The following is a 23,802-nucleotide window of genomic DNA, read 5'->3' as shown; positions in this document are numbered from 1 at the left end:
CCGGAAATCGTGGACGTGTCCCTACCTGCGGTGGGAAGCTCGAAGGAGCCGGATCCCGACCCGAGGGAGCATGCGACATGGTGGACCGGACAAACGCGGCGCAGCGACCGGAGAGCATCCGGAACGTGGCGTTGGTCGGCAGCGGTGGTGCGGGCAAGACGACGCTGGTGGAGGCGCTGGCGTTGGCGACCGGGACGGTGAACCGCGCAGGCCGCGTGGAGGACGGAACATCACTGTCGGACTACGACGAGGTCGAACGGCGACAGCACAGATCTGTGCAGGTGTCGGTGGTCCCGGTGACGTGGGGCGAGGTGAAGATCAATCTGATCGATACTCCGGGATGCCCGGATTTTGTCGGCGAACTGCGGGCCGGGTTGCGGGCGGCGGACGCGGCCCTCTTCCTGGTGTCGGCGGCCGACGGAGTGGAGGGTGTGGCGGGGCCTACGCGGGAACTGTGGGCCGAATGCGCGCGGGTGGGGATGCCGCGGGCGATCGTGATGACACATCTGGACACGGCGCGGGCGGAGTACGCGGAACTGGTGCAGACCTGTCAGGCACTGCTGACCGGAGGAGCGAGCGACGCAGTCCTTCCCCTGCACCTGCCGGTCTACGGGCAGAAGACTCCCGATGGGCACCGGCCCGCGATCGGACTGCTGGAACTGCTCGAGCGACGTGTTGCCGACTATCGCAGCGGGAAACGGGTGCGCACCGAACCTTCCGCGGAACAGCTCGCGGTGATCGACCCGGCCCGCGATCGGTTGATCGAGGCGATCATCGCCGAGAGCGAAGACGAAACGCTGATGGACCGCTACCTCGACGGCGATCCCGTCGAAGTCGACACCCTGGTTGACGACCTGGAGCGCGCCGTGGCGCGCGGAAGCTTCCATCCGGTGCTGTTCGCGGCACCGGCAGCTGAGGAAGCGGAGCAGGGCTTGGGCGCGCTCGAACTGCTGGAACTGATCACGGCAGGGTTCCCGACACCGATCGAACACCCGCTGTCGGCTACGCCGCGCGGTGACGGCACCGCGCCCATCGCACTGGGCTGCGATCCGGCGGCCGAACTCGCCGCGGAGGTCATCCGGACCTCGTCTGACCCGTACGTGGGACGGGTATCGCTGGTGCGGGTGTTTTCCGGCACGCTGCACAGCGAGGACACCGTCCGCGTCTGCGGACCCGAGCACGAAGCCGACGACCGGGTCGGCGGGGTCACCGCGCCGTTAGGGAAACAACAGCAGACACTGACCGAGGCCGTCGCCGGCGATATCGCGTTCGTGAGCAAACTCGGCCACGCCGAAACCGGCGACACCCTCTCCGGCACCGGGAAACCCCTGCTGATCGAGCCGTGGCAGCTGCCGGAACCGTTACTGCCTGTGGCTGTTCGGGCGCAGGGCAGGGCCGATGAGGACAAGCTCTCGCAGGGTCTGACCCGGCTCGTTGCCGAGGATCCGACCCTGCGGCTGGAAAACAACGAACACACCCATCAGCTGGTGCTGTGGTGTCTGGGGGAATCCCACCGGGACGTCGCTCTGGAACGGTTGCGCGGGCGGTTCGGGGTGCGAGTGGAAGTGGAACCGTATCGGGTGGCGTTACGGGAGACGCTCGCCGCGGAAGCCGAGGGGCACGGCAAATTGGTCAAGCAGTCCGGCGGGCACGGGCAGTATGCGGTGTGCCGCATCCAGGTGGAACCGCTGCCTGCGGGGGCGGGATTCGAGTTCGTCGACCGGGTGGTCGGTGGGGTAGTGCCGCGGCAGTTCATCGCGTCGGTGGAGAAAGGGGCACGGGCGCAGGCCGCGCGCGGGGTCACTCCCGGATATCCGCTGGTGGATGTGCGAGTGACACTGGTGGACGGGAAAGCGCACTCGGTGGACTCCTCCGACGCCGCCTTCCAGACCTCGGGTGCGCTCGCCCTTCGTGACGCGGCGGACGCGTCCGGGACCCTGCTGCTCGAACCGGTTGCCGCGGTGCGGGTCACGGTCCCCGACGACCAGCTGGGCGCCGTCCTCGGCGACCTGTCCACCCGGCGCGGACGCATTCTCGGCACCGAGCAGGCCGATACCGGCTTCACCCATATCCGGGCCGAGGTACCCGAACTCGAACTGAGCCGGTATGTCATCGACCTGCGATCGCTCACCCACGGGGCGGGGTCGTTCGCCCGCGGGTATTTGCGGCACGAGCCGATGCCGGCCGGGGTCGCCGAAAGGGCACGCAAGGAAATCGCCGAGGCGTCGGCCTGAATCGCCGGGGCGATCGTGCAGAGCAGGTCTCCTCGACGGGCGCCGCCGATCGAGGCCGACTGAGTGGTGCTCGCCCTTGCCGACGTCGATGCCGCAGAACACGGCGTATACCTGCGTCACTTGATGTTTCCTCATCAGGTTCGAAAACGCTGGTGGAAACGGTCGGCCGATCTAAGCGTCGACGCCCCGCACCCACGTGACGAACAGACCTCGATTGCGGCCCTGTCCCCATTAGCGGTCCGTCGACGCCACCAGTGCCCGGCGACACCACTCCCAAAATCCGCATTCATCCGTCGCAACCCCCCGAAATCAGGGGGCTTCGATCCATGTCTAAATACCCGTGTTTCACACTAGGCTCGCTCGCATGCTCGTGAAACGCTTTGCTGCCCTTGCCATCGCGGTCGCCGCGTTCGGCGCCCCCTCCACCGGACTCGCTATCGCCGTGCCCGAAACGCCGACGCAGCCCACCATCAGCCACACCGCCGCAGCCGAACCGGTCGTCCTACAGACCGGCTCGGCCGTCATCGATCTACTCGCGTACATCGCTGCGGGCTGCATCGGCAGCTGGAGCCCGGCCCCGCCCGCACACTGCGTCTGACATCGACCAAGCGGGCCCGTCGGACGATCCGCGGGCCCGCTCCACTGAACGCGCGCTCATGCCGATTATGTAATGTCGGGTAGGGCCTGCTCGAGCTGAGTCCTATGGTCTGGGGATGGCCCTCGATGCTCGGTACCAGGCAGTTCCTTACGAACCGCTGCTCGAACGCGCGATGCGTGATCGTGAGGCCGCCGAGAACGCGATCCAGTTTTTCAGCAGCTTGGCTACCAGCGATGGTGCCGATTCGCAGTACCGGAATGACCCGATCTGGGCGGAGCTGGCCCCGGTCGCTCGTCAGATCGTGAGGCAGCGGCCCGACATTCTTAACCGGACTTTCTCCACGCGAGCGTGGGACGCGGCGTACTGGTTGCTTGCGCCCAACCGCCGGAAGCAGGAAGAACGCAATCCAGTCGGGTTTGCCGAGATCGCAGTATTCGGGGCGGAGCCCCTCGCTTCGGGTGCGACTGCGGGGCAAGGGAATCCGCTTCGGTTTGTGCGCCCGATTACTGCGCGAACGATAGCTGACTTTGTGGAGAACAATCTGGAGACTGCTTCACATCTGTTCGACGCTGTAGCGATGGAAGTATCCGGTGTCTATAAAGGACCGTGGGATCGCGACTACCTTCTCGATCAGCTGGCCCAGTATGCCGAGTTGTACCGACTTGCCGCCGACCTGGACGAATGCGTACTGGTAACACTCGACTGAACCAGCAGCTCGGTCAAGCGATGAGTGTGCCGCGATCGACTCACGACCGGATGCCTCCTGATGCCTAGACCCGCGCGGCCTGAGGTCGTGACGAAAGGTGGCGCTGGGCGGGCTGCGGCAAGATCGACGAATGAAGAAGACCCACGGGGCTGCACATGACCCATCAGTGAAGGACCTAGCCGACCAGACCGATCGTGAGTTCTTCACCTTGTTCGCCAAGAGAACTGGGATGTACATCGGCTATACCGACCTGCGTGGAGTCCTCGCCTACATCGAGGGCTACGACATGGCGTCCCGCCGCTGTGGTCGGCCATGTCTCGAGGGGTGGCGCGAATGGCTGATGAAGCACCACCAAGTTGGGTCGAACCTGGTCTGGCGGGCACAGGTAGAGCAGATCGCCCTGCCTGATTGGGACTTCACAACACCGTTGACCACCGAGCAGGAGACACACGTCCTCGCAGTGCTTTTCGAACTGCTCGACACCTTCCTCGCCGAACGTGAGTCCGCACAGCCACCAGGCTGACCAACACACACAGTCGGGTGGCATCGTTGTGCACCAACCCGCAGAACAAGACGAAACTGCCCGCGATGATCAACAGGTCCACCAGCATGTGCCGAACACCGAAGTAGGAGAGCGATTTTCCTACCGCGATCGCGACAATTCCGGGCAGCATCAGGTGCGCCGCTGAGTTGAGGAAGCGGCCGATCCTGGACTCGTCGTTGTTGAATGCGTTGTCGACAAACGCCATTTCAAGTTGCCCTTCTCGGATTCAGTCCAGTGGCGGGTGTCTGCGAGCAGTGCTGCTGCGACGGACTGTGCTGTGTCTGGATCGTAGAAGGGGGCACCGACACCGTTGACCTTCATGGCGCTCTCCTCTCCCTCATGCGGGCCTTCCGTTGTTCGTCGGTCGGCACCGCCCATCGATGCCACCCCGGGGTTACCGCCCGCCGCTGGCAATGGCCCTGTTGGTCAACACCACGCCAACGGCACGCGTTCGGTACGGCCGGACTCCTCATGCACCACTGTCGTCGGCGTCCTCGAGGCCGAGCAGTACGTGCTGGCGCGCACGGAAGCTATGCCACAGATCCCGCAGGGGCCGATGAGGGTTCGGGTTCACACACCTATGGGAGTCGTCGAGGTGCTCTGGCGTGGTGACCCGCAAGAACGCGACGGCGATCACCACATCGAGTGGACTGTCGATGAAGAGATCTGCTGGGGCCACAACACTGAGTTGTCTACGGTTCCCGAGCCCGGACTCCGACAGGAGGGTAACCGAGTGATCATGCGCGGGCAGCTTCATGTGGACGAGGTTGGCGGTGTGGACCTTCGGGTGGGTGACTCGTCGATTCTGTTCGACCTTGCCTCACCGATCCCTGCGGGCGCGGATGGCGGCTGGGTAGAGATCAACGTCGAAGCGGAGACCGTCTTTCTGTACCCGTATCAGCTCTGAGGGTGGTCGCACTCGCGCGGATACTCACTTGCTCTACCCAACCGAGCACTGCCGCTGCCGCCGAAATGCTTCGAAGAGTCGCCCACGCTAACCGCTGGTCCGGCTACGGACTAGGGGCAGAACATCCGTAAATGCCGCGACCTGCGCGATCCAGATGGCTGCGGCACCACCCGACGAACGCACTCAACTGCCGATTTCAGTTCGGACTGCGGCGTGCGTGCCAGACGGATCGTGACGCTTCGAACAATGATCTTTCAGGGAAGTTGTTCACCAGAACTGCCAAGTGATCGGAGAGGGCACCCTCGATTCTGCCGTGATCCGCGCATCATCAACCGAACGGTGCGGCCCGGAATCAGGCCAGAATGACCCATCGTCGCGGAGGGCTTTGAACGACACGTAATAGGAATGCCCGGCCGAATCGAGGATCGTCTCCTCGCCCTCCGCGAGTGTGCCCTCTTCTCGGGCTACCTCGTACCAGAAATCGTAGTCGAGACGGACGACGAACACCGGCATGAGAACGACGTCGGCATACAGCCACGAACCCGTAGCTACGATCTCCTGGCCGTTCATGATGACCAGATGCTACGCAGAGTTGAGAGATACTCGCTTCGGTGCCTGGTCAACGCCCTATATTGCCGCGACCCGCGCAATCCCGAGGGCCGCGGCACCAGCCGTCCAACGCACTCTTCTGCCGATGCACGGCCTTTCGAATCTGTATCGGTGATCCCGGCCGGGGCGTCCGCTGCGGCCGAAGCAGGGGTTCAGCCGTATAGCTCAATGGCCATGCGGCGCGCGAGAATGATGCCGCCGTGCGGGCTTTCGGCCGAGGACAGTGTCCTGTCCGCCTCAATCGCGCTCGTCAATCCCTCACCGTCTTCTCGGACATCCCGGCATTTCCTGAGGTCGCCAGCAGGACACTGACCGCAGCCAGACAATCATGACGACAGGATCCGACGTCAAAATTTGCCGACACGAACACCTTTGGGCCGACGACAATGCCAGAATCCACCGATTGGTGGCGTCACCGACGGTCAGTAGAACCAGCAGGTTCTGCCGGTAGGTTGTCTGGTATGGGTAGCGACAAGCTTCCGGCAGAGGTCGGTCGGAGTGTGAAACTCTTCCTGAATGCCATCGACGAGCTGGCACCGGGTCTGGTGACCGGCTTCTACCTCGTCGGATCGGTTGCCTTGGGCGATTTCCGTCCCCGCGGCGCCGGGCGGGGCCGGCTCACGACGGCCAGCGATATCGATTTCGTCGTGGTGACCAAGCAGCGTCTCGCGGGGGAATCCCCAGAGATGAAGGCGTTGTCCGAGGCGCACGCGCGGACTGTGGCCGCCTTCCCGCGGCCGAATTTCGATGGCGTGGTGCTTACTTGGGCCGACCTCGCGGCCGGACCCAGCCGGTGCCCCGACGTCCCCTGCGCCCAGGAGAACCGGTTCACACCTGCTGGACGCTCCGGTGTCAATCCAGTCACGTTCTGTGAGTTGGCCTGGCACGGGATTACGATACGCGGCCCTCAGCCAACCGAATTTGACCTGTGGGCAGACCGAAATACGCTGCACGAGTTCACTATCGAGAATCTGCGCGCCTACTGGCGGCCGTGGTGGCATCAGAATCAGCAGCGGCGGCCGCTGCCTCTCATCATCGGCCTCAGTGCATGGTTTCCAGTCTGGGCTGTTCTGGGTGTGAGTCGGCTGCACCATCTGCTTGCCACCGGAACGATGACCTCCAAATCCGGTGCCGGTCGATACGCCCAGGAGGTGTTCGATCCGCGCTGGCAACCCATCATCGCCGAAAGCCTGTACCTGCGCACCAACGGCACCGAGGGGCATCGCAGCTACCGCAGCCCGCTGGCTCGGCGCCACGACACCCTCGCCTTCGTGGATAGCACCATCGATTCTGCGTTGGCAAGGCCGACCTAGCTGGTGATGTATTCACAGCCGTCGCCTTCGTAGTGAATCTTGTCGTCGAAGACCATGGCCTGCCCCTCCGGCCGCGAGCGTCAACCCATCGTTCCACGAAGAACTGGCATCGATCACGCAGCGTGGTCGAATCCACGTCGCTTCTCCAAGAAGGTGCTCGCGGAACTTGGCAGATGGGGACGTTCGTGACCGCGCGCTCAGCGGCAGAAGAGTGCGTTGGGAAGTCACGAATAAATAAGCCCAGCTACGCCGCGTCCGGGCGACTTCGCCGCTGTCGAAGCTAGCCGGATGCCGACCTCTACCCAATCCAGCACCTCAGGGTCGAGCGCCAGCCGTTGTTCGGCGGTCGTGGCCTCCCATTGCTCGACTGCTGTGACGCACTGCGCGTGTGTCCACTCCCCATAGATGCGCGCGTACTCGATTCCGCCAGGGAAGGTGAGTACCTTGCCGCCCTCGAACTCGGTGAACCCGATGGCGTTGATGTTCAGTTCACTCAATCCGCTGTCGATCGCTAGCAGGCGATCGTAGGGTCGCAACCTAGATGCTGCTCACCGGTCCCAGTCGGCAACCGTGGAATCTTGACACTGCTATCGGCAGATGCGGACGTTCGTGACTGCGCGCCCAGCGGCAAAATAGTGCGCCTCTCGAGCTGCTTTGCGGCCTCTCGATTGGGCGTATCACCAGAAGCAGACTATGTCCTTCTTGGCCTCCCGGGATGCGAGCATGCACTCCACCAACAAGTAGGGGACTTCATCGTCTTCGTAGTCGTATTCATCGAAATCCTCAGCGCTGAAGTGGAAGTCGACATCGAGGACGAGCTCGCCTCTCGCCGCTGCGCGATCTGCCGGCGACGACTCAGCAGTCGAACCTGATAGGAGCTCTGAGCACGCATCTTCTCCAGAAGTGAACTCGCCGAGTATTGCACGGCCCTTCGGCACAGTTCCGGATCGATCCCCCGCCGACGGCGAGGCGATCGACGGGTCCTAGAACCCTCGATAGACACCGTTCGGGTCGGATGCGGAAGCGAAGTCCTCGAAATCCATGTTTGAGATGGACAGGTTGTTCTCGACGGACCACATCTGTGCCGGCATCACCCTGAACGTTCGGCCTCGTTCGTGGCCGGTGTTTTCCGGGCCGGTGTCCACCGCCAGGATGGGATGTTCTGGGTTGGTGATGGTTTCGGTGTCGGCGATGAAGACATAGTACGGGGGTGCGTCACCGATTCTGTCGAGCAGTGCGGTGATCGACAGGCCATCGTTGTCTGGATTGTCGATGCAGGTCAGGCAGGCCACGAAATCGGAATCCTTGCCCTCGCCTGGGGCCATCGCCGCCGCTGCGGTCGCGCGCCATGCAGCATCGTCGCTGAAGTCGGTTCGGATGAGCAGGGAGACGTCGCCGTTTCCGCCGAGGAATTCGTCGAGCTGGCGCCCGATTCCGAGGGCCGCGTGAAGCTCGGCATCGGCTTGTTCGGCAGCGTCGCGGTCGAGGATCGCACAGATTTGCGCAGGTGTGGCATCGGGTGGCTCGGGTGCGACGATCGAGGCGATGATCCGGGTGCAGTCTTCGGCATCGAGTGGCGGGTAGGCGCGAATCTCGTATGTCCATGGACCGACCGACTCGCGGTGCAACGCCTGCAGGTACTGGTTCTCATCGAGTTCGGGTTCGCCGAGTTCGGTGAGCCACTGCCGCAGCGTCACGGTGGGGTACTGGGCGATGACGTGCAGGGCCAGGGTTCCGGTTCGGGGGTCGCCGTCGACGGGACGGGCATCGATCGAGCCAGGTAGCCAGGTGACTTGTGGTCGCGGGATCTGGGCGATGGCCTGCATTTTCGCGTCGTACTCGCGTCGCGCCGACGTCTCCAACCGGTCTTCCTCGCGGGCCGGGCCGTGCCATTCGAACGCTGCCGGATCGAAGTGCTCGTCGAAGACTGGGTTCGACAGTTCGATCGAGTGTCCGTCCACGGTGCGCGACAACGCGATTCCGAGCTCGGCGTCGATCACGTAGGTCACCTCGCCGCCACTGTTGCTGTCGGTGAACCGCACCTGCCAGCCGGTGCGGCCGTGCACCTCTACCGGGCTCACCTCACCGTGCTGGCGCAATTGTGACCATGGGTCGTTGTCGAGCTGCCACAGCGAGTAGGCCCGGACCAGCAGGACGGGAGTATCGCCGGCCCACGCGACGCCCGTGTTCGGAGACTTGACGGTATGGATCATCACCTCGTCGGACCTGCGGTATTCGTGGGCGTCGTTCTCGATGTAGGTGGGGGCGCCGGAAGCGTCCTCGATCCGCCAGGACGTGGGTGGCTGATGCTGGACTCGTCCGGCATACCGGCCGCCGGACCAGAATTCGGCCTGCACGGATCGTCCCATCGTGCTGAAATTCAAGCCCCGAACTTGCGGCCACGTCATCGACATCTCACCAACCTAAAGGGTGACCCAAAGTTGAATCAGCTTCTTGGCGATGATGCCAGGCGACTGCAGGACGGCCTGACCACGGATCTTCGCTTTTCCCGATGTGCGGTTGGATCTCGACGATGAGCGACCGTCGGGCCTGCGGGGGCGATCTGGCCATATCGAGGCATGTACTCAAACCTCGGTCGGTGAGTTGGATTGCGACCAAGTCGGTTGCCCGTGGTCTGGTGCTGGACTCGGTCCGCGGCGAGGACGTCTACCAACTCGGGGCCGGCTGAATTGATAGGCGTGCGGTTGCACCGCTTCCGACAGTCGCGAGTGCTCCACCAGGACCGACGTACCGCTACTAGGCCGCATGTCCGGCACGGCGTTCCCTTGAAGCCCACGGGTAGTGCGGACGGGACACGCGAGGCCGCCGTGCGGATGAACCTGCGTCGTGATACAACGTATTCGCTGAACATGTTGTGAGCTAACACAATTGATGTCGCGCGGCCCACAAGTTGAGTGAGAGCTGCTTAGGCTTCGTAGTGGGCAAGGTCGCCTTCGGCCGTTTGTGAGATGAGGTCTGTGGACCTGGGTTCCGATATCGCACAGCTCGTTTATCGAACCCAGGAAGACCAGTGAAATCGTGTCAGAAGCTGATCATTCGCAAGGGCCGAGTACTACAGGACCGCACCGGGGTGTCCCACAGCTCCTCTCTGTCGACCCCTTCATGCGGTGCCCCGCCGATATCGCCGCCTACGCACCGGGCTCGCTGATCCGGAGCAGGCGAGTCGAGCTGTCACTGTTCGGTTCGGTCCGGCAGCAGGTCCAAGCCTGGCAATTGGCCTACCGCAGCAATGACCTGTTCGGCCGGGCGGAGATCGCGATAACAACCGTCGTGCTCCCCGCGGGGGCTGTCCCGGACCAGGACCGCCCGCTGTTGTTGTTCCAGTCCGCGATCGACTCGGTGACCGAGCGTTGCGCGCCGTCCTACGTGTTGCGCCACCATACGCGGGCGCCGGGGTCGATCACCCGGCTCGAATGGCCCCTGATCGCGAATGCGCTCCGTCGTGGTTGGGCGGTCAGTATCGCCGATCACGGTGGTCTGAAGGGAAGTTTCGGCGCGCCGCGGGAGCCTGGTTATCGCAGCTTGGATGGAGCACGGGCCGCACTGTCGTTCACGCCGCTCGGCCTGCATCCGCGAACGTCGATCGCGTTGTGGGGGTACTCGGGTGGTGGCATGGCCAGCGCGTGGGCCGCCGAGATGGCTCCGAGTTACGCACCCGAGTTGAACCTGGTCGGTGCGGTGCTCGGAGCACCGGTAGGTGATCCGGGTGAGGTGTTCCTTCGTCTGCACGGCAGCCGATTCTCCGGTTTTCCGCTGATGGTCGTGGCGGCATTGCGTCGGCTCTATCCGGACCTCGACGCGGCCCTCGACGCTGATATTTTGCCCGCGGGGCAGGCGTTGCTGGCAGCCGTCGAGAAGCTACCGCCGATTGTCGCGCTGCTGCGGATGTCGGGGCAGAGTTTTGACGACCATCTACGACGCCCGCTGGATGAGATTCTCGCCGAGCCGAAGGTTCGTGCGGTGCTCGATGATCTGCGGTTGGGGTTGTCTGCCCCGGCGTGCCCGTTGCTGGTGCTGCAGCCGGTCAATGATCAGGTGATTCATTGCGGCAGTGTGGACGAGCAGGTCGAACGGTACCGGGGCGCGGGCACACACGTCACTTACGTGCGCGACCGCTTGAGCGACCACTTCACGTTGCTTCCGCTGTCGACCCCGATGAGTCTGGGCTGGTTGTCCGACCGCATCGCTGCCGAGCCCTTGGCGCCACCGAGCACGCGAACCGTGCTGTCATCGAGCATTTCGGCGCCGAGTCGGCGCGGACTGATCGGGGTTGTCGGTACCGCGCTGGCGGTGGCAACCGGGCGGCCGCTGATCGGTGCGCCGATCGCTTCGCTCGGACGTCACCTGGCGGAGAAGGCGGCCTAGGCGCTGCCGACACTTCGCAGCACTGTCGCCAGCGTGCGCGACCTCGTGCAGGCAGGACGAAGCCGTCTTGCGTGGACGTCGTGGTCGCGCTGGCTCAGTGGGCAACCGATCATGACGACAAGATCGAAACCGTACGCCGCGAACTCGACGCTGCCACGTCACCGCGTAGATGACCGTGAGCTCCTGTCCGCGTGTTTCGGACAGAACTTCGGGCCGTTTCGGACATCGTGCGGTGAAGACGTGCGCGCCGCCCGAAAAATGACAGACGGTCAGTCGGGTGGTTCTTGTGCGTCGTCTGGCTCGCTCAACTCTGGGGCTACTTCACGTGTTGCCATTCCACCCTGGCGACCCTGGTCGGTAGGGCCGGGTCTTCCACCTTTCGGCTCGTCGGCTTCGTCATCGGTGTCGCTAGTTCTCGGCATGAGAATCCTCCTTTGTCGTAGTTTCGCCATATCCGTTTCGGTCTGCCTCGACCACACCGTTTCGGCGGGCCCGGATCGCGTTCACGAGGGCGAGCACGGCTCCGAAAGCGACGAGCACGAGTCCGCGCACCCACACCTCACTGTCGATCCGGGTGAACAAGAACAGGCACGAGGCCAAGCCCAGCCACGGAAAGACGGCCGGAATTCGGAAGTGATCGGGCTCGCCGTTGTCTCGGCGCAAGACCAGCACTGCCGCATTGACGCTTGCGAAGACGAACAGCAGCAACAGCACCAATGTGGCTGCCAGGGAGTCGACTTCGCCGGTCAACGCCAGGATCAGTGACACGGCCGACGTCGCGAGAATCGCCACCCACGGTGTGTGCCTGCTCGCCAGGATCCGGCCAAGAACCGACGGAAGCAGCCCGTCGTTGGCCATCCCGTAGGCCAACCGTGACGACATGATGCCGGTGAGCAGCGCGCCGTTGGCGACGGCGACCAGCGCGATCACGCTGAACAGCCAGTCGGGGATGTCACCGGCGGCGCGAACGACCTCGAGCAGCGGCCCGCTGGACTGTGCCAACTGATCGGTGGGTACGCAAGCACTGGCGACCACACCGACCAGCAGGTACACCACCCCCGCGGTGAGCAATGCCCCGAACAGTGCCGTGGGATAGGACCGCCGCGGATCTTTGACCTCCTCGGCCAGATTCACGGAGGTCTCGAACCCGACGAACGAGTAGAACGCCAGCACCGAACCCGCCAACACCGCCCCGATGGCGTTGTGATCGGCGGTGCCCACCTGGGTGAGCCGATCCAGATCCGCGTCGCCGCGCAGCATCAGCCACGCGCCCAGGGCGATGATCAGCAGCAGCCCGCCGACTTCCACCGAAGTAGCCACCACATTCGCACTGAGGGACTGCTTGATCCCACGGATATTGAGTGCGGCGAGCAGTGCCAGGAAGACGACTACGACCACGAGAGTCGGCAACGAGATCAACGATTGCAAGTAGTCTCCGGCGAACGCCCTGGCCAGCGCGCCCACCGAGACGATGCCGGCAGCGAGCATGCAGAAACCGACGAACGAACCAGCCGCGGGACCGAACGCGATGGTGACGTAGTGGGCAGATCCACCTGCTCGCGGATACTTGGTGGCCAGTTCGGCGTAGGAGCCTGCGGTGAGCGCGGCCAGCACGAGTGCTGTCAGCAGCGGCAGCCAGACCGCGCCACCGGACTCACGGGCGACGGATCCGACCAACACGTATACGCCTGCGCCGAGAACGTCACCGAGGATGAAGAAGTACAGCAGCGGGGTGGTGACTGCCCGCTTCAGCGATTCAGGCATGGGAGGGCCATACCCAGTTGTTCCCGACCCAAGCACGCGGGTGCGGCCGTTGCGCGCCGACCGTCGGTCGAAGCCGAAATACAGCCGTGCTCGAACAGCCCGCTCGCGAGATCAGAAACCGACGAGCCCCGACGCCAGATCCACGGTGTTGATGATCTGGGTGACTTGCTCGCGTGCAGTGGGGCACTGGTCGCGTGTGACCGCGTCGATCGCGTCGCGATGACGAGCGACGGCGATATCAACGAACTCGCCGCCGCGATGAACCGACGCTGAAGGCGGGGCCTCATGGGCGGCGCGGCTTTCTTCTCGGTCACTGATCCACGCTCGGCCTGAGATCCGACTCATCCACCAGGCACGAGCGTGAGTCGGGCATGTATTCCGGCCGCGACCCGGTACCGGTTGGGAATGGGCTAGCTTCTCCCGTCGACCGCCTCGAGATACGCGCAGTTGAAGCACAGCGCGCGGTCGCTACTGCCAGGGCAGTAGATGAATCCCTCGGCCTTGCGAACACCGTCGTAGCAGTCGATACAAAGCGCCGAAGTGGTTCAGTTGCATTCGGTACGGCGAGCTGGCGTCGTAGGTCTCCGACCGCAGTGATCTGCGATCATCGCCTCGGACAATCGCGCCGCGGCTCTCTACAGCGGCAATGTTCGAACGCGATGACAATATTTGTTCGCGTTGTCTATCTCGGTAGGATCCCGATGAGTACCCAGTGAAAGGTCTTGCAGTGGCTGAGGATCGTCGGACCCGTCGTACGCGTGGCCTGCTGAGGGGAGCTTTCGTCTCTCTGGTGCTCCAACGAGGCTTCTCCGGGGTGACCGTGGAGGACATCACCGAGGCCGCCGACCTGGGTCGGGCGACGTTCTACACCCACTACGCCGACAAAGACGCGCTCCTCGATCACCTCGTCACCGAGTTGATCGAGGAGATGCAGCGCAGGCTGCAGCCGCTGGTCGCCGATTCGGTGAGGGGATTCACCGGTAAGCCGGTTTTGGAGTTGTTCCGGTATGCGGCCGAGGAGCGCGATGCTTTCCGGGTGGTGCTGCGCGGGGCGGGCGATGGGCGGGCCTTGCGTCGTTTCTTCGACGATCGCAGTGGCGCCGCGGTGGAGATCTTTTCCGCCCGTGCGGCCGCTCAGGGGGTCGAGTTGCGGATCGATGCCGAGGTGCTGGCGCGTGCCTGGGTGGGAGAATTGGTCGCCACGCTGTCGTGGTGGCTCGAATCGGAGAGCACGCTCAGCGCCGAGGAAATCACCGATCAGCTCCTGAATCTGTCGCTGCGCGGCCGGTATTGGGCGTCGGGCTTCGATGACGAACCGCCGCCACGTCCTTGACCGCGAGTCGCGGGGATGCAGACCCTTGCTGCTGCGGCCGGGTCCGCATCCTGGCAGTGGCGACTCAGCGGGCTTCTGGGGTCGTCGGAGGCATCGGGGAATTGATGGTGGTGAAGTACTGCAGGGCTGAGGCCAGCGCGACGGGTGCGGCGACGAACAGCGTCCCGCCCAATGCGCCGACCGGTGCCATCACGAGCGCTCCCGCGACGCAGCCGGCGAGCGGCCCGAAGATCGCGGTCAGGACCGCGCTGGGGGCTGCGACGACACCGCCGACAACACATCCGACGCCACCGGCGAGAACGCCGCCGAGGATGGCGCCGACCATGACACCGAAGCGGATCTGACCGTCCATCTTGGTGAAAGCCTCGCGGTCGCGCTCCTCTCGGGTGCGTGCGGCGACATCCTCGAGGGAGGCGATCGGGGTCGCGGTGACCGCGCGCACCGGGTCGGTGACCGGCGTCAGGGTGGCGGTGCGCCCCTCGACGGTTGCCTCGATGGGCAGGATCTTGTCGTCGAGGTGGAACGACAGTGGCACGCTCGCCAGAAGTTGCCCCTGCGGGTCTTTGACCTGCAACTGGTCCTGGTCGACGAGCAGCGAGCCGGCGTCGACGGTGACAACGGCCGACTTACCGGACTGAGTCGCGGTGTAGTTCACCTCGGAGGTCGGGATGGTTTCAGCGTGGGCGATTCCGCTTGCCGCGGCGACCGCGCCGGCAGTCAGTAGGGCGGCGGCTGCGGCAGTCCTGAAGTGCATGATGTTCGAATTCCGTTCTCTGCGAGGGCAACTGAAGTGCGCCCGGCGAGCATCGCCGTCGACCACTCTTGAGCAGAGTGTCGTTAATAGACGTGACGTCAAGTATTGGGCAACAAGCGCAAGATGCTAGCCGTGAGTCATGTCACTCGTCAACCTCGAGTGTGGTGCGGATCACCAATGAATGAAATTCGCGAAATTGCTCGACATCACGTCCAATCATGGGCACTATGTCCAACAACTGTTGTGTAGTTGTGAGCGAGGACGTGTGAACGTGGCGAGTGAGAACACAGGCCGAAACGGGTCGCCGAAGGGCGGCGCGATCGAGCAGTTGGACTACCGATTCAGCCTGGCCAACGAGCGGACGTTTCTGGCGTGGATCCGTACCGCACTCGGTCTGTTGGCAGGCGGAGTGGCGGTGCAGACCCTGGCAGAGCAGTTCTCGACAGCAGGGTTTCGCCGTACCCTCGCCGTTGCCTGCGCAGGCTTGGCGGTGGTGATCGCGGCGGTAGCCCATCGGCAGTGGCGACGCGTCGAGACCGCGATGCAGCGCGGCGACGACCTGCCCGGATCCGCGTTGGTCCCGGTGCTGGCAGTCGGAGTCACCGGTGTCGCGCTCGCGGCGGGCACCGCGGTTCTGGTGTCGTGACCGTCTCGAGGGAGTGGGCGCCCGACCCGGGTCTGGCTGTCGAGCGGACGATGTTGGCGTGGCGACGCACCGCGCTCTCGGCGGCTGTCGCGTTCGCGATCGTCACCCACGCCGCCCTGACCAGCCCTATCGCTTGGCCGATTGCCGCAGCAGCGGCACTGGTGCTGGTCGTCGCCTCGATCGCCTGCCATCTGCGCGGACGTGCGCTTCGCACACGCAGCCCTCGCCGGATCGGCGTGGTGGTCGCGACCACCGCTGCCGCGGTTGCATTCTCCGCGGCAGCCACCACGATCGGACTGAACCTGTGAACTGCTGCGCGCCTAGGTCTGACCGGGACTACAACGTTATCCAACCCGCGAGTCCGAGTAGTTCGTCGGCTGCGGCGCTTGCGCGTACCGGACTCGGCGGTTTCGAGAGATTGTCACATCTGGTCGCGTTGGCCGGTGCGCAGTTCACCATGGGTAGTGTGGCGCCGGAGTGCTACCGCGCCGACGGCGAGGGACCTGTGCGCCCGGTGCGGGTGCATGGCTTCCAGATCGCCGCGCACACGGTGACAAACGGCCAATTCGCTGCGTTCGTCTCCGAGACCGGTCATTTCAGTGATGCCGAGCGCTTCGGCTGGTCCTACGTTTTCGCCGGGTTCCTGCCCGCGCCGCTCCGGCGCGCCGCTCGTCGCCCGGAGGCCACGCCATGGTGGTGTGCCGTGCCCGGCGCGAGCTGGTGGGCGCCGGAAGGCCCTGGCAGCGATATCTTCACGCGCGCCGATCACCCGGTCGTCCATGTGTCCTGGCGAGATGCGCAGGCCTACTGCCGATGGGCCGGGGTCCGGTTGCCGACCGAAGCCGAGTGGGAATACGCCGCCCGCGGGGGTCTGGACCAGGCGCGCTATCCATGGGGTGACGAACTGGCCCCGGACGGATCCCACCGCTGCAACATCTTCCGCGGACGTTTCCCGGCACATAACACCGCCGCCGACGGGTACCGCGGAACCGCGCCTGTGGATGCCTTCGCCCCCAACGGTTTCGGGCTGCACAACATGGTCGGCAACGTGTGGGAGTGGTGCGCCGATCACTGGGGCACCGACCACCCCCGCGACCTCGTTGTCGACCCGCGAGGCCCTGTCGACGGCACGACGAAGGTGCTGCGTGGCGGGTCGTACCTGTGTCACGACAGCTACTGCAACCGCTACCGCGTCGCGGCCCGCATCCACAACGAACCTGACTCCACCAGCGGGAACACCGGATTTCGCGTGGCCCGCTGATCGAGTTCCACCATGCTCGGGCTGCTCGGCCCGGGCACACACCAGAAAGGGGACCTCACCGGTGTCCGAACAACCGATGAACGTGCTCGTCGTCATGTCCGACCAGCACAACCCGAAGATTCTCGGCGCGGACGGCAACGCGCTCATCCGCACCCCGAATATGGACGCTCTCGCAGCCCGCGGAACACGGTTCGATTCCGCCTACTGCGCCAGCCCGATCTGCGTCCCCTCGCGTGCCGCATTCGCCACCGGTCTGTATCCCCATCAGACCGGGCACTGGGACAACGCCATGGGCTACGACGGAGTCGTGCCGAGCTGGGGGCATCAACTCCAGCAGGCAGGGCGACGGGTGGAATCGATCGGGAAGCTGCACTACCGCAACAGCTCCGATCCGACCGGATTCGATGCCCAGCATCTGCCGATGCACCTCAAGGACGGCATCGGCCAGGTATGGGGCTCGGTCCGGGACCCGTTGCCGCGCCGCGACAACGCCCCGCTGATGGTCAGCATCTCCGGCGGCGCCGACTCCGACTACACCCGCTACGACGCCGCGGTCACCGACCGCACCTGCGAGTGGCTCGGCGACGCCGACAATCACCGCGAACCCTGGGTGCTCTACACCGGGCTACTGGCGCCGCACTTTCCGTACCTGGCGCCGCCGCGGTTCTTCGAAATGTATGACCCGGCGCAGATGCCGATGCCGACGATGCGGCCCGACCAGGGACACCCCCGCCATCCGTGGGTGCAGACCTTCGCCGAAGTGCTGCCCGGACTAGACGCCGCCAATACCGAAGAAGAGCGCCGCCGGGCAGCGGCCGCCTATTACGGTCTGGTCAGCTACCTCGACCACAATCTCGGTCGTATCCTCAGCGCGCTCGATGCCAGCGGCCGAGCCGACAACACGCTGGTCATCTATACCAGCGACCATGGTGACATGGTCGGCAGCCGTGGGCTGTGGGGCAAGTCGCTGATGTACACCGAGTCCTCGGGTGTCCCACTCATCATGGCCGGTCCGGGGGTCGCGGCGGGATCGGTCTGCCGAACTCCGGCCAGCCTGATCGATGTGTATCCCACGATCCTGCAGGCGGCGGGTGTCGAGGGCTCGACCGGAACACGGCCGCGGCCGGGCCGCTCCCTGCTGGACCTGGCCGCCTTGCCCACCGATCACGATCGAGCGGTGTTCAGCGAGTACCACGCGATGGGCGCACCCAGCGCGGCGTACCTGATCCGCAAGGGCGACTTCGCATTGCACCACTACGTCGACTTCGATCCCGAGTTGTACAACGTGCGCGCCGATCCCGATCAGCGTGTCGACCTGGCCGCCGATCCTGATCACCGCACCGTGCTCGCCGAGCTGACCAGCGAACTGGTCGCGGTCCTCCATCCCGAAACCACCGAAACCGTCGACAAGCGCGCCAAGGCCGATCAGGCCGTGCTGGTCGAACGATTCGGCGGACCCACCGCGGCTGCCGCAATCGGTACGCCCGGAGAAACCCCACCTCCCGCACTGACCGACTGACTCCGTGTTCTATTCCGGCTCACCGAAGGCGTTGATCCCGTGACACATCCATCCGAATCCGATTCTCGATCACACACCGGTACCTCCGGTGGCGCCGCGATGCTCGCCAAGATCCGCGACATGGGCGGCGCCCGGCACCTGGTCGACGGCGCTGCACCGATCCTCGGCTATCTCGTGGGACTTCAACTCCACGGCATCATCGTCGGAGTCATGGTCGCGATCGTCGCCGCGTTGATCATCGCCGGGCTTCGAATCCGCCACGGTGATCGCCCCAAGGTTGTAGGTGCCTCGACCGCACTGGTCCTGGTGTTCTCCGCGATGGCCGCCGCCACCGGTGAAGGGCGTGACTTCTTTCTCCCGCCATTGATCCTCTACACCGCGTTGACCGTGGCCTTCGCGTCGAGCCTGCTCACCTCCACACCGCTGACCCTGCCGATCTGCCGCCGGACCCGACTCGAACCCGCCGACCGGCCCGATCCGCAAGCGCGGGTCCGGCTGCACCGCCGCGTCACCGCAGCGTGGGCAGTCTTCTGCTTCGCCCATGTACTGATCATGGGCCCGGTGTATCTGGCCGGAAATGTCGTGCTGCTGGGCACACTCGCGCTGGTTCTCAACAAGCCCATGCTCATTGCGGCGTTCGCGGCTACCTGGGTGTGGTTGCGCCGACCCGCACATCTCGACGACCCGGTCACCGACCACTGATCACACCATCTTGCACCGAAACACTCGACCGAAGGAACCTGCATGTCGACCCACACCACTTCCCTCACACAGGCATGGTTCGATCAGGGCGCACACGTCACTGTCGACGGGAAGCGCGTGTTCGTCTCTACCCGTGGACACCGCGATCGACCCACCCTCTTGTTCATCCACGGGTTCCCGACGTCCAGTTTCGACTGGCGCGACACCATGGAGCTCCTCGATGACGAGTTCTATTGCGTGGCGGTGGATCTTCCCGGCTTCGGGCTCTCGGACAAGCCGCTGGCCTACAGCTATTCACTGTTCCAGCAGGCCGATGTCGTCGAAGCTGTCGTCGTCGAACTCGGTCTCACCGCCGCTCATGTCGTCTCTCACGATATGGGCACCAGCCTGCACACCGAACTCTTGGCCCGAAAGCGCTCGGGGACACTGAAATTCGCAATCGTAGGCTCGACCTTCCTCAACGGCAGCATCCTGAAGACCCACGCCCAGCTCACCGACTTCCAGCGCATGCTCGAGACCCCCTCGCGATTGCCGGAAGCGTTGAAAGTGTGCGCCGAGATGCTCCCTGACTACGTGCCCGGACTGCAGAAACTCATGTCCCGGCCGAGTCGGATCACCGAACAGGACGCTCAGATGATGACCGAACTGCTGGCCTACCAAGACGGCGACCAACGGTTACCGCACGTCTACGCCTACGTGCGGGAACGCTACCTGCACCAGGAACGCTGGCTCGGCGCGCTGGTCGCCGAAACACATTCCACGCCGGTCCAGTTCGTGTGGGCCGACGCCGACCCGGTAGCGGTCATCGGGATGGGACGTGCCTTGGCAGAACTCGCGCCGCTGGCCCGGTTCACCGAGATTGCCGACGTCGGACACTTTCTGCCGATCGAGGCGCCGGACGCGGTGGCCGCAGCTGTCCGAGCGATGTCGTCCAACTGAGCGAGGTGTCGCATACACATGAAGTGGCTGACCATACCCGCCGCTGTGATCGCTCTTGCGTCACCGCTGACGACACCCCCGCCCGGAGGGTGGCCGATCATCGCCTGGGCACACGGCACCATAGGGTTGGCAGACCAATGCGCGTACTCGGTCGCCGGACCGGGGTCGCCGCAGCGCGATTGGGAGTACCTGGGCACCTGGATGCGCCAGGGCTACGCGGTGGTGGCAACCGACTATGCAGGGCTCGGAACTCCCGGGCAGCAGCCCTATCTCAACGGCGCAGTCGAGGCCGCCAACGTCGTCGACGGGGTCACAGCTGTCACCCGCCACTTCCAGGCGGTTTCCAATAAATGGATGGTGGTCGGTCAGTCTCAGGGCGGGCAAGCCGCGATGTTCACCGCCCGGCTGGCCACCGAGCTCGGCGGGGAGGAGCTGGACTACCGCGGGGCCGTCGGCACCAGTGTGCCCGCCTACAACGAGGAATTGATCGCCATGGTGGGTCCCGGATTTCCGCCGATGAAGATCAGCACTTACAACACCCAGGCCGTTCTCTACATCCTCAATGGACTGCGGACCAGTCACCCCGATCTGGACATCGACTCCTACCTCACCGCCGGCGGCCACCACTGGTTCGTGCGTGCCCAGCAAACGTGCCAACGCCAATTCCATCAGGAGCTCGCTGGAGCGGATGTCGTCATCGGGGATCTACTTGCCTGGCCCCTTCGCGACCTACCGGAGGGCATCCTCCGCAACTACCTCGCGCTGCCCGAAACCGGCTTCGACAAACCGGTATTCATCGGTCAGGGGCTTTTCGACACGAATATCATCACCCCGAACACGCTGCGTTACTCCGCGGTGCTGACCGCAGCGGGGCAACCGGTGAGTGTGCATACCTATCCGACCGACCACTCCGCGACTGTCAATGCCTCCCTGGTCGACTCGGTCCCGTTCGTCGCTGCCGCGTTCGCCTGATCTATCGGCGTCGATGACAGTGGCGCCATCCGAGTGCGATGGCCGCTGATCGGCGGGCCGTGGTTTCGACCGCGGCCCGCCGATTTTCAGTTGTCCGCGGCGTCCCGGCCCGCAGCGCGCCCGGAGAAGATGCACCCGCCGAGGAATGTGCCCTCCAACGCGTTGTAGCCGTGGAGTCCGCCGCCGCCGAACCCGGCGGCCTCACCGGCCGCGTAAAGGCCCGGGATCGGGGTGCCGTCGGCGCCGAGCGCCCGGGACTCGAGGTCGGTCTGGATGCCGCCGAGAGACTTACGTGTCAGGATATGGAGCCTCACTCCGATGAGCGGGCCGGCGGCTGGATCGAGGATGCGGTGTGGCGCGGTGGTCCGGGTGATGCGGTCGCCCAGGTAGCGGCGGGAATTGTGGATGCCCTGGAGCTGGGCGTCTTTTGTGAAAGCGTTGTCAACCTGCAGGTCTCGAGCCACGATCTGCTCACGGAGGCCGTGAGTGGTGAGCAGCGGCTCGTCGGTGAGGGCGTTCATCTTCGCGACGAGATCGTCGAGGTTGTCGGCGACCACCCAATCCGCGCCGTGCGCCATGAAGGCCGCCACCGGCGCGGGGGCACCTTTACCGAAGACCCGCTCCCGGATCATGCCGACCCTGTTCTTCGCGGTGATGTCAGGATTCTGCTCGGAGCCGGAGAGGGCGAACTCCTTGGCGACAATGCGCTGAGTGGTGACGAACCAGGAGTGGTCGTGCGGAGCGAGTTCGGGGGTAGTTCGCAGGTAGCGCAAGGTGCCCAGGGTGTCGTAGCCAGGAAGGTACGGCGCGGGTACGCGCCGACCCAGGGCGTCGAACCACATCGAGGAGGGGCCAGGCAGAATGCGAATGGCGTGGCTGGGCCAGATCGGCGCCCAGTTCTGGATGCCCTCGGTGTAGTGCCACATGCGGTCGCGGTTGACCAGTCGAACACCCGCGTCCGCGGCGATATCGAGCATGCGGCCGTCGACGTAGGCGGGGACACCGGTGATCATGGTCGCCGGGGGTGTGCCCATTCGTTCGGGCCAATGACGACGCACGATGTCGTGGTTGCCGCCGATCCCGCCCGTGGCGAGAACTACTGCGCCGGCGGATAATTCGAATTCGCCGACTTCGTCGCGGTTGGAGGGTGCGCCTCGTTCGGCGCCGTCGGCGGCCAGGATCGCCCCGCGTACGCCGGTGACGGCGCCGTCGGTGAAGACCAGGTCGTCGACCCGATGCCGATGACGGAAGATCACCTGACCTGCGTCGGCGGCTCGCAACGCCGACTCGGTGAACGGCGCGACGACGCCGGTGCCGGTGCCCCACGCCACGTGGAATCGGGGCACCGAGTTTCCGTGACCGTCGGCACGCAGATCGCCGCGTTCGGCCCAGCCGACTGTGGGGACGAAGCTTATGCCGAGTTCGGTGAGGTAGGAACGCTTCTCACCCGCGGCGAACTCGACATAGGCGCTAGCCCACTTCTGTGCCCAACTGTCCTGATCGGACAGGCGGTCGAACCCGGCGCTGCCCGACCAGTCGTTCCAGGCCAGATCGAGTGAGTCGTGGATGCCCGATCGGCGTTGTTCCGGGCTGTCGACCAGGAAGATCCCGCCGAAGGACCAGAACGCTTGCCCACCGAGGTTGGCGGCGTTCTCCTGATCGACGACGATGACGCGCTTGCCCCGGCGGGTCAGCTCGTGCGTCGCGACCAGACCGGCCAAGCCTGCGCCGACAACGATGACATCGGCGTCCATGCCGATCACCTCAACTTTCACTCGCCAGCATGATGGATACATGCGTGTATCCGATACATTAGCGAATCAAATACGCATGTGTACTGTGTTGGAGTGTGAACGCGTCAGCAGCAATGGCCACGCCTTCGTCGTCCGGCTCCACGCCCGGCACGGCCAAAGCGCCCCGGGTCACCCGCCGTCGAGCCGAAACCCGGGCTCGCCTGCTGGATGCAGCATTCGCTGTATTCGCGGAGAAGGGGTTCGGTCTGGTCCGTATAGAAGACGTCTGCGGTGCCGCCGGCTATACGCGCGGTGCGTTCTACTCGCAGTTCGACAGCCTGGAAGAGCTGTTCTTCGTTCTCTACGACCAGCGCGCGGGTCTGATCGCAGAGCAGGTGCGCGCAGCGCTCGCTGCGATCGACAATCCGTCGGACCTTTCGGCCTTCGCCGACAGGCTCTCGGTCACACTGCTTCTCGACCGTGACTGGTTGCTGGTGAAAACCGACTTTCTCACACACGCTGCCCGCCGGCCCGAGATCGCGGCGAAACTACTGGCCCACCGCGCTCAGTTGCGCAGCCAGATCGAGGCCAAGTTGGCGAACAGTCAGTTCAGCCTGCCGCGGGAAATGAGGTCGGTCGGTGAGGCTGCCCACGCAGTCGTCGCTGCATACGACGGCGTCACCGTGCAGCTTCTACTCGACAACGACCACGTTGCCGCACGCGAATGGCTGGCCAGACTGATCGGCCAGCTCGGGTTGACCACGCCCAGGCCCTGACGTTGGCGTATCGAGTCGCGCCAGGTCCACCAGCTGAGTCGAACGCGGGTCGCGCCGCCCTTTCAAGGCTGTGGTGAGGTCGCGGGAGGGGGCGCGGGGTTGAGTG

23 protein-coding genes are annotated in these 23,802 nt (G+C 64.7%); 16 read left to right on the top strand and 7 right to left on the bottom strand.

The genetic code is table 11. The features are described 5' to 3' along the window. Nucleotides 1-77 precede the first annotated feature (77 nt). From ACFULV_RS07565 to ACFULV_RS07545, 5 genes are all read left to right on the top strand, one after another. Nucleotides 78-2,234 (top strand): elongation factor G-like protein EF-G2, encoded by a 2,157-nt coding sequence (locus ACFULV_RS07565; protein WP_378654200.1) that lies wholly within the window; start codon nt 78-80, stop codon nt 2,232-2,234. A gap of 364 nt (nt 2,235-2,598) precedes the next feature. Beyond that, the gene (locus ACFULV_RS07560; protein WP_378654197.1) at nt 2,599-2,832 is read left to right on the top strand and encodes a hypothetical protein; all 234 of its coding nucleotides are present in this window, start codon (nt 2,599-2,601) and stop codon (nt 2,830-2,832) included. Nucleotides 2,833-2,947: 115 nt separating this feature from the next. Further along, entirely contained in the window at nt 2,948-3,538 is a 591-nt protein-coding gene (locus ACFULV_RS07555; protein WP_378654195.1) for a DUF1877 family protein, read from the top strand. Between the two features lie 130 nt (nt 3,539-3,668). After that, nucleotides 3,669-4,061: a hypothetical protein gene (locus tag ACFULV_RS07550; protein ID WP_378654194.1), complete on the top strand. Its 393-nt coding sequence runs from the start codon at nt 3,669-3,671 to the stop codon at nt 4,059-4,061. 601 nt (nt 4,062-4,662) lie between these two features. Next, a complete protein-coding gene (locus ACFULV_RS07545) occupies nt 4,663-4,989 on the top strand; it encodes a hypothetical protein (protein ID WP_378654192.1) in 327 nt (108 codons plus the stop codon). A 267-nt stretch (nt 4,990-5,256) separates the two neighbouring features. Here ACFULV_RS07545 and ACFULV_RS07540 read toward each other — a convergent pair whose 3' ends face one another. Continuing rightward, nucleotides 5,257-5,559 (bottom strand): hypothetical protein, encoded by a 303-nt coding sequence (locus tag ACFULV_RS07540; protein ID WP_378654189.1) that lies wholly within the window; start codon nt 5,557-5,559, stop codon nt 5,257-5,259. Between the two features lie 500 nt (nt 5,560-6,059). Here ACFULV_RS07540 and ACFULV_RS07535 point away from each other — a divergent pair, with 500 nt between their 5' ends. Then, nucleotides 6,060-6,911 (top strand): hypothetical protein, encoded by an 852-nt coding sequence (locus ACFULV_RS07535; RefSeq protein WP_378654186.1) that lies wholly within the window; start codon nt 6,060-6,062, stop codon nt 6,909-6,911. A gap of 224 nt (nt 6,912-7,135) precedes the next feature. Here ACFULV_RS07535 and ACFULV_RS07530 read toward each other — a convergent pair whose 3' ends face one another. From ACFULV_RS07530 to ACFULV_RS07520, 3 genes are all read right to left on the bottom strand, one after another. Next, nucleotides 7,136-7,408, bottom strand: coding sequence for a hypothetical protein (locus ACFULV_RS07530; RefSeq protein WP_378654184.1), 273 nt, complete (start codon nt 7,406-7,408; stop codon nt 7,136-7,138). A 180-nt stretch (nt 7,409-7,588) separates the two neighbouring features. After that, a complete protein-coding gene (locus ACFULV_RS07525) occupies nt 7,589-7,849 on the bottom strand; it encodes a hypothetical protein (RefSeq protein ID WP_378654181.1) in 261 nt (86 codons plus the stop codon). Between the two features lie 45 nt (nt 7,850-7,894). After that, nucleotides 7,895-9,280: a DUF6924 domain-containing protein gene (locus tag ACFULV_RS07520; protein ID WP_378654178.1), complete on the bottom strand. Its 1,386-nt coding sequence runs from the start codon at nt 9,278-9,280 to the stop codon at nt 7,895-7,897. Between the two features lie 754 nt (nt 9,281-10,034). Between ACFULV_RS07520 and ACFULV_RS07515 the strand changes: the two genes are divergently transcribed. Further along, a complete protein-coding gene (locus tag ACFULV_RS07515) occupies nt 10,035-11,297 on the top strand; it encodes a lipase family protein (RefSeq protein WP_378654176.1) in 1,263 nt (420 codons plus the stop codon). Nucleotides 11,298-11,705: 408 nt separating this feature from the next. Here the strand turns inward: ACFULV_RS07515 and ACFULV_RS07510 are convergent, their stop codons facing one another. Further along, the gene (locus ACFULV_RS07510) at nt 11,706-13,061 is read right to left on the bottom strand and encodes an APC family permease (protein ID WP_378654173.1); all 1,356 of its coding nucleotides are present in this window, start codon (nt 13,059-13,061) and stop codon (nt 11,706-11,708) included. A gap of 727 nt (nt 13,062-13,788) precedes the next feature. Here ACFULV_RS07510 and ACFULV_RS07505 point away from each other — a divergent pair. Beyond that, on the top strand, nt 13,789-14,394 hold the full coding sequence (locus tag ACFULV_RS07505) for a TetR/AcrR family transcriptional regulator (protein ID WP_378654170.1): 606 nt from the start codon (nt 13,789-13,791) through the stop codon (nt 14,392-14,394). 64 nt (nt 14,395-14,458) lie between these two features. Here ACFULV_RS07505 and ACFULV_RS07500 read toward each other — a convergent pair whose 3' ends face one another. Further along, nucleotides 14,459-15,148, bottom strand: a complete 690-nt coding sequence (locus ACFULV_RS07500; protein WP_378654168.1) for a hypothetical protein — start codon at nt 15,146-15,148, stop codon at nt 14,459-14,461. A 271-nt stretch (nt 15,149-15,419) separates the two neighbouring features. Between ACFULV_RS07500 and ACFULV_RS07495 the strand changes: the two genes are divergently transcribed. The 7 genes from ACFULV_RS07495 to ACFULV_RS07465 all read left to right on the top strand — a co-directional run bounded on the left by ACFULV_RS07495 (nt 15,420) and on the right by ACFULV_RS07465 (nt 21,187). Further along, on the top strand, nt 15,420-15,794 hold the full coding sequence (locus ACFULV_RS07495; protein ID WP_378654166.1) for a YidH family protein: 375 nt from the start codon (nt 15,420-15,422) through the stop codon (nt 15,792-15,794). Further along, entirely contained in the window at nt 15,791-16,102 is a 312-nt protein-coding gene (locus ACFULV_RS07490; protein WP_378654163.1) for a DUF202 domain-containing protein, read from the top strand. Before ACFULV_RS07495 ends, ACFULV_RS07490 begins: the two co-directional genes overlap by 4 nt. A 110-nt stretch (nt 16,103-16,212) precedes the next feature. Further along, a complete protein-coding gene (locus tag ACFULV_RS07485) occupies nt 16,213-17,055 on the top strand; it encodes a formylglycine-generating enzyme family protein (RefSeq protein WP_378654160.1) in 843 nt (280 codons plus the stop codon). A 61-nt stretch (nt 17,056-17,116) separates the two neighbouring features. Then, the gene (locus tag ACFULV_RS07480; RefSeq protein ID WP_378654157.1) at nt 17,117-18,574 is read left to right on the top strand and encodes a sulfatase-like hydrolase/transferase; all 1,458 of its coding nucleotides are present in this window, start codon (nt 17,117-17,119) and stop codon (nt 18,572-18,574) included. A gap of 39 nt (nt 18,575-18,613) precedes the next feature. After that, nucleotides 18,614-19,276, top strand: coding sequence for a DUF3159 domain-containing protein (locus tag ACFULV_RS07475; RefSeq protein ID WP_378654154.1), 663 nt, complete (start codon nt 18,614-18,616; stop codon nt 19,274-19,276). Between the two features lie 42 nt (nt 19,277-19,318). After that, nucleotides 19,319-20,215, top strand: coding sequence for an alpha/beta fold hydrolase (locus ACFULV_RS07470; RefSeq protein WP_378654151.1), 897 nt, complete (start codon nt 19,319-19,321; stop codon nt 20,213-20,215). 18 nt (nt 20,216-20,233) lie between these two features. Then, nucleotides 20,234-21,187 carry a lipase family protein gene (locus ACFULV_RS07465; RefSeq protein ID WP_378654148.1) on the top strand — a complete coding sequence of 318 codons (954 nt, stop codon included), beginning with the start codon at nt 20,234-20,236 and terminating at the stop codon, nt 21,185-21,187. Between the two features lie 86 nt (nt 21,188-21,273). Here the strand turns inward: ACFULV_RS07465 and ACFULV_RS07460 are convergent, their stop codons facing one another. Next, complete coding sequence (locus ACFULV_RS07460; RefSeq protein WP_378654892.1) at nt 21,274-22,941, bottom strand: FAD-binding dehydrogenase; 1,668 nt, start codon at nt 22,939-22,941, stop codon at nt 21,274-21,276. A 95-nt stretch (nt 22,942-23,036) separates the two neighbouring features. Here ACFULV_RS07460 and ACFULV_RS07455 point away from each other — a divergent pair, with 95 nt between their 5' ends. Continuing rightward, nucleotides 23,037-23,696, top strand: coding sequence for a TetR/AcrR family transcriptional regulator (locus tag ACFULV_RS07455; protein WP_378654145.1), 660 nt, complete (start codon nt 23,037-23,039; stop codon nt 23,694-23,696). The last annotated feature ends 106 nt before the right edge of the window (nt 23,697-23,802 follow it).

Origin of the sequence: Nocardia sp. NPDC057272 (genome assembly GCF_042668615.1) — a bacterium.
GTDB lineage: Bacteria > Actinomycetota > Actinomycetes > Mycobacteriales > Mycobacteriaceae > Nocardia.
This window is presented reverse-complemented; position numbering and strand designations above follow the sequence as displayed.

Excerpts from the sequence above, each read along its gene's own strand:
- ACFULV_RS07500 (WP_378654168.1), bottom strand. The coding sequence starts at position 15,148 with ATGCACTTCAGGACTGCCGCAGCCGCCGCCCTACTGACTGCCGGCGCG.
- ACFULV_RS07545 (WP_378654192.1), top strand. The coding sequence starts at position 4,663 with ATGGGAGTCGTCGAGGTGCTCTGGCGTGGTGACCCGCAAGAACGCGAC.
- ACFULV_RS07520 (WP_378654178.1), bottom strand. The coding sequence starts at position 9,280 with ATGGGACGATCCGTGCAGGCCGAATTCTGGTCCGGCGGCCGGTATGCC.
- ACFULV_RS07540 (WP_378654189.1), bottom strand. The coding sequence starts at position 5,559 with ATGAACGGCCAGGAGATCGTAGCTACGGGTTCGTGGCTGTATGCCGAC.
- ACFULV_RS07510 (WP_378654173.1), bottom strand. The coding sequence starts at position 13,061 with ATGCCTGAATCGCTGAAGCGGGCAGTCACCACCCCGCTGCTGTACTTC.
- ACFULV_RS07465 (WP_378654148.1), top strand. The coding sequence starts at position 20,234 with ATGAAGTGGCTGACCATACCCGCCGCTGTGATCGCTCTTGCGTCACCG.
- ACFULV_RS07470 (WP_378654151.1), top strand. The coding sequence starts at position 19,319 with ATGTCGACCCACACCACTTCCCTCACACAGGCATGGTTCGATCAGGGC.
- ACFULV_RS07550 (WP_378654194.1), top strand. The coding sequence starts at position 3,669 with ATGAAGAAGACCCACGGGGCTGCACATGACCCATCAGTGAAGGACCTA.
- ACFULV_RS07555 (WP_378654195.1), top strand. The coding sequence starts at position 2,948 with ATGGCCCTCGATGCTCGGTACCAGGCAGTTCCTTACGAACCGCTGCTC.
- ACFULV_RS07565 (WP_378654200.1), top strand. The coding sequence starts at position 78 with ATGGTGGACCGGACAAACGCGGCGCAGCGACCGGAGAGCATCCGGAAC.
- ACFULV_RS07560 (WP_378654197.1), top strand. The coding sequence starts at position 2,599 with ATGCTCGTGAAACGCTTTGCTGCCCTTGCCATCGCGGTCGCCGCGTTC.
- ACFULV_RS07460 (WP_378654892.1), bottom strand. The coding sequence starts at position 22,941 with ATGGACGCCGATGTCATCGTTGTCGGCGCAGGCTTGGCCGGTCTGGTC.
- ACFULV_RS07515 (WP_378654176.1), top strand. The coding sequence starts at position 10,035 with ATGCGGTGCCCCGCCGATATCGCCGCCTACGCACCGGGCTCGCTGATC.
- ACFULV_RS07535 (WP_378654186.1), top strand. The coding sequence starts at position 6,060 with ATGGGTAGCGACAAGCTTCCGGCAGAGGTCGGTCGGAGTGTGAAACTC.